At 68.3% G+C, this 4,707-nt stretch carries 4 protein-coding genes and 1 pseudogene; 4 read left to right on the top strand and 1 reads right to left on the bottom strand.

Annotation, left to right across the window (positions count from 1 at the left end; all coding sequences use genetic code 11):
* Nucleotides 1-272: 272 nt before the first annotated feature.
* The 3 genes and pseudogenes from A6302_RS19350 to A6302_RS19340 all read left to right on the top strand — a co-directional run bounded on the left by A6302_RS19350 (nt 273) and on the right by A6302_RS19340 (nt 2,531).
* Complete coding sequence (locus tag A6302_RS19350) at nt 273-731, top strand: HK97 family phage prohead protease (RefSeq protein ID WP_069308399.1); 459 nt, start codon at nt 273-275, stop codon at nt 729-731.
* Nucleotides 732-832: 101 nt separating this feature from the next.
* Nucleotides 833-2,081: pseudogene (locus tag A6302_RS19345) on the top strand (phage major capsid protein).
* A gap of 12 nt (nt 2,082-2,093) precedes the next feature.
* The gene (locus A6302_RS19340; protein WP_069308397.1) at nt 2,094-2,531 is read left to right on the top strand and encodes a hypothetical protein; all 438 of its coding nucleotides are present in this window, start codon (nt 2,094-2,096) and stop codon (nt 2,529-2,531) included.
* 81 nt (nt 2,532-2,612) lie between these two features.
* On the opposite strand, the gene A6302_RS19335 is transcribed toward A6302_RS19340, so the two are convergent.
* Nucleotides 2,613-3,080 (bottom strand): very short patch repair endonuclease, encoded by a 468-nt coding sequence (locus A6302_RS19335; RefSeq protein WP_069308396.1) that lies wholly within the window; start codon nt 3,078-3,080, stop codon nt 2,613-2,615.
* Nucleotides 3,081-3,145: 65 nt separating this feature from the next.
* Between A6302_RS19335 and A6302_RS19330 the strand changes: the two genes are divergently transcribed.
* On the top strand, nt 3,146-4,707 hold a 1,562-nt coding region (locus A6302_RS19330), incomplete at its 3' end, for a DNA cytosine methyltransferase (protein ID WP_069308395.1).

The raw sequence follows: 4,707 nt of genomic DNA, 5'->3' as shown, positions 1-4,707 counted from the left end.
TCTGGCCAGAAGTGGGTCACCGTTCCTCACTACAGGGCAGGGCTTCGCTTCGATCCGGAGCTGAAGCCATCGACACGGGAGAGAGTTCGGTATTTGTTACACTTCCTCCGCCACTTGCCCGAGCGAAAGCGTTCTCCCGATCCGGCTGAGGCCGGATTTTTCCGTTGTTTTCGAGGGTTATGCGGGACCAGTTGAGTACTGGCCCAGGTGCCAGACGGGCCGGAAGCGGCCTGTCAGGGGCGACTTCTTTGGGACCTGATGACTGCCGCGAGATGATCCGACCCGGTGCCTTCGCCGCGAGCCTTGCCACCGACGACGTCCGTGCCCTCTTCAACCACGACCCCAACGTCATCCTCGGACGCAACCGTGCCGGCACGCTGCAGCTGGAGGAGGACGGCCACGGCCTTGCCATCACCATCGATCCGCCGGCGACCCAGGCGGCCCGCGATCTGCTCGTCTCGATCGAGCGCGGCGACGTCAGTCAGATGAGCTTCGAGCTCACGATCGCCCCGGACGGCCAGATCTGGGAGCGCGACCGGGAAGGCCGCGTGCTGCGCACCCTCACCGCCGTCCGCCTCCACGATGTCTCGCCCGTGGTGTTCCCTGCCTATCCCGACACCGCCGTCGCTGTCCGCGCGCTGGCGACCTGGCAGGGCAGCGCACGCTCGGCGCCCCCCGTCGCCCTCCTGCGCCGGCGGCTGGATCTGGCGCTGGTCGACCCGACCGCCTGATCCGATCCCGGTCGCCCTGGCCACCGGTTCCCTTCCAGCCCATCCCCGTCCGACCGGCGCGGGGATGGGCTTTCCGTTGCCGGCATCCACGAAGGACCATCATGACCATCAGCCTGAAAGACCTGCGCGAGCGGCGTGGCCGCCTCGTCACCGAGATGCGCGACCTGCTTGATGCCGCCGGCGCCGAAGGCCGCGATCTTGGCCCCGAGGAGCAGGCGCGCTACGACGCCCTCTTTGCCGACCAGGAACGCGTCGGCGGCCAGATCGGCCGCGAGGAGCGCCAGCAGGACCTCGACCGTCGCATGGCCGAGGCCGCCGCCCGCACCGACGACACGGGCCAAGGACGCACGAGCGAGCCACACCCCCTGGCCCGCGAGGACCGCGCCAGCCCGCGCGCCGCGCCGGAATACCGCGCCGCCTTTGCCCGATTCCTGCGCGGCGGCGTCGGAGTGCTCGCCGGCGAGGAACTGCGTACCCTCCAGGCCGGCGCCGACGTGGATGGCGGCTATCGCGCCGCAGCAGTTCGCCACCGAACTGATCCGGGCCGTGGACGATCAGGTCGTCATCCGCAGCCTTGCCCGCACCTTCCAGGTGCCGCAGGCCGCCTCGATGGGCGCCCCCTCGCTCGACGCCGATCCGTCCGATGCCGACTGGACCACGGAGCTCTCCACCGGCAGCGAGGACAGCGCCATGAAGCTCGGCAAGCGCGAGCTGCGCCCGCATCCGCTGGCAAAGCGCATCAAGGTCAGCCAGCAGCTGCTGCGTCAGGCCCTCATCGGCCCGGAAGGACTGGTGCTCGACCGGCTCGCCTACAAGTTCGCGGTCTCCCAGGAGAAGGCCTTCCTCACCGGGTCCGGCGCCGGCCGCCCGCTCGGCGTCTTCACCGCCTCGGCCAGCGGCATCTCCACCGCCCGCGACGTCGCCACCGGCAATACCACCACCGCGATCGGCTTCAACGGCCTGATCGAGGCCAAGTTCGCCCTCAAGGGCCAGTACTGGCCCCGCGCCCGCTGGATCTTCCACCGTGACGCTGTCAAGCAGATCACCAAGCTCAAGGACGGCGACGGCCAGTACATCTGGCGCCAGTCGGTGCGCGAGGGCGAGCCCGACACCCTGCTCGGCCTGCCGATGACCCTGTCGGAATGGGCGCCCAGCACCTTCACCACCGGCCTCTACGTCGGCCTGCTCGGCGACTTCCAGCACTACTGGATCGTCGACGCGCTCAGCCTGCAGATCCAGCGCCTCAACGAGCTCTACGCCGAGACCAACCAGGTCGGCTTCATCGGCCGCCTGGAGACCGATGGCGCGCCGGTGCTCGAGGAAGCCTTCGTCCGCGTCCAGCTTGCCTGAGGAGACATCGCCGTGACCCTTGCCCGCAACGTCAGGACCATCCGCGTCCTCAACGCCGTCGCCGCCGGCCAGACCGACCAGAACGGCGCGGTTCTCGACATGGCCAACTTCGACGGCGTCATGTTCATCGCCGCCTTCGGCACCCTCGCCACCGGCGCCGTCACCGGGCTGAAGGCCCAGCAGGGCCAGGAGGCCAACCTCGCCGACGCCGCCGACCTTGCCGGCAGCGCGCTCGACATCGCCGCAAGCGATGACAACAGGCTGCTGGTCCTCGACATCTTCCGCCCTGCCGAGCGCTACGTCCGGGCTGTCGTGACCCGAGGCACGGCCGATGCCGTGATCGACTGCGTCATCGCCATCCAGTATGGCCCGCGCCGCGGGCCGGTCAGCCAGGATGCGACCGTTGCAGGATACGAGACGCATGTCTCGCCGGCGGAGGGGACGGCGTGACGCCCCTTGTCCGGAGCGAAGACCGCAAGATTCCAGGGCCCGCACGTCGACAAGCTGCAGATTGCCGGCCGGGATGCGGTTTCAGGGCAAGGGCCGACCTGCGGCCTCGCCGATCTCGATCCGGAAGTCGTCCGAACGCAGCCAGACCGACAGGAGCTCGGCCGAGGCGGCGATCTGGTCCGGCTTGCGCAGCGCGCACTCCCACACCGTCGCCACACGCCATCCGCTGTCCAGAAGCGCTTCGCGAACAGCGCCGTCCCGCACCACATTCGCCTCGAACTTCGACTGCCAGAAGTCCGTGCGCGTCGATGGTGTCGTGGTGTAGCGGCAACCTTCGTGACGGTGCCAGAAGCAGCCATGCACGAAGACCACCGCGCGATGCTTCGGAAGGACGAGGTCCGGCCGCCCCCGCAGACCAGCCGGATGCAGCCGGAAGCGGAAGCCGCGCGCGTGCAGCGCCCGCCTGAGTGCGAGCTCGGGCCTCGTGTTCTTTCCCCGTATTCCCGACATCATCCGGGAACGGGTCTGCTGGTCGACGATATCGGCCATCGCGTCCTGGCTTTCATTCCGGAACCTGATATGCACCGACGGGATGAACCCGTCAGGAGCCTGACTTGCCCTCCACTTTCGGCATTGTCGATCTGTTTGCCGGTCCGGGCGGACTTGGCGAGGGCTTCGCATCCCTCGTCCTGAACGGCCATGCGCCGTTCCGTATCGGCATCTCCGTCGAGAAGGAAGCCTCGGCGCACCGGACGCTGACGCTGCGCGCGTTCCTGCGCGAGCATCTCGCGCGGCATGGTGCCCTTCCCGAGCGGTTCATCGACTTCCATGCCGGACACGGTTCCGAACCCGACTGGTCAGCCGTCGACCCGGGTGCCTGGCAGCATGCCACCGACGAGGCGCGGGCGCTCGAACTCGGCACCGAAGCCGCGGCGACCGCCGTCGACGCCGCCATCGAGACGCTGAGGGCAAGCCACGATGACACCATCCTGATCGGCGGCCCGCCGTGCCAGGCCTATTCGCTTGTGGGGCGCGCCCGCTCCAGAGGCACGGTCGGCTATGTGCCCGAGGACGATGCGCGGCACTATCTCTTCCGCGAATACATCCGGGTGCTCGACAGGCTGCGCCCGGCCGCCTTCGTGATGGAGAACGTCAAGGGCCTGCTGTCGTCCACGGTCGAGAGCCGGCTCGTGTTCGAGATGCTGATGGAGGACCTGTCCTCGCTCGGCACGGGTCACGCCCATCACTACGAGCTGCGTGCCATCCGGGTCGCGGATGGCAGGGCCAGCCTGCGTGAAGCGACACAGCCTTCGGACTTCATCGTGCGCGCCGAGGACTTCGGCGTCCCGCAACGCCGGCACAGGGTGATCATCGTCGGGATCCGGTCCGATCTCACCCACAGGGCTGCCGATGCCGGAATCGCCGTATCGGGGGTGACGCGGACGGTGAGCGACGCCATCGGAACGATGCCGCCCCTGCGCAGCGGCATCAGCCGCGGGCTCGACGACGCGGCCGCCTGGCGAGGAGAGGTTGTTGCCGCCGCGACGCTTCTGGCCGGCATCTGCAAGGGAACGGACGATCGCGCGCTCCGGGAAGCGTTCCTCTCCGTTTCAGAGCGACTGAAGGACAGTACACCCAGCGCTCGGGCGGCGTCGCAAGCGCCCGAGGGCTACGGCACTTCGAACGACGAGTTGCTGCTGTGGCTCGAGCGTCCGGAGCTGCGCGCAATCGCCCAGCACGAGACGCGCGGGCACATGGCATCGGATCTGGGCCGCTACCTGTTTGCGGCCGTGTTCGGGACCGTCCGTGGCTACAGCCCGAAGGCCGCCGATTTCCCGCTTGCGATCAGCCCGGATCACCGCAACTGGCACAGCGGTGTCTTCAATGACCGCTTCCGGGTTCAGCTGGCGGACGAGGCATCGACCACGGTCACGAGCCACATCTCGAAGGACGGGCACTACTTCATTCACCCCGATCCGATCCAGTGCCGCAGCCTGACCGTGCGCGAGGCGGCACGGCTTCAGACCTTCCCCGACGACTACCTGTTCCTCGGAAACCGCACGCAGCAGTATGTCCAGGTCGGAAACGCCGTGCCGCCGTTTCTGGCCCGCCAGATCGCACAAATCGTGTTGAACGCCATTGCCGGCATCAATTCCGTGTGCAACGGCACCGATCT

Source organism: Methylobrevis pamukkalensis, assembly GCF_001720135.1.
Lineage (GTDB): Bacteria > Pseudomonadota > Alphaproteobacteria > Rhizobiales > Pleomorphomonadaceae > Methylobrevis > Methylobrevis pamukkalensis.
This window is presented reverse-complemented; position numbering and strand designations above follow the sequence as displayed.

Coding starts and splice junctions, on each gene's coding strand:
- A6302_RS19350 (WP_069308399.1), top strand. CDS start 273: ATGATCCGACCCGGTGCCTTCGCCGCGAGCCTTGCCACCGACGACGTC.
- A6302_RS19335 (WP_069308396.1), bottom strand. CDS start 3,080: ATGGCCGATATCGTCGACCAGCAGACCCGTTCCCGGATGATGTCGGGA.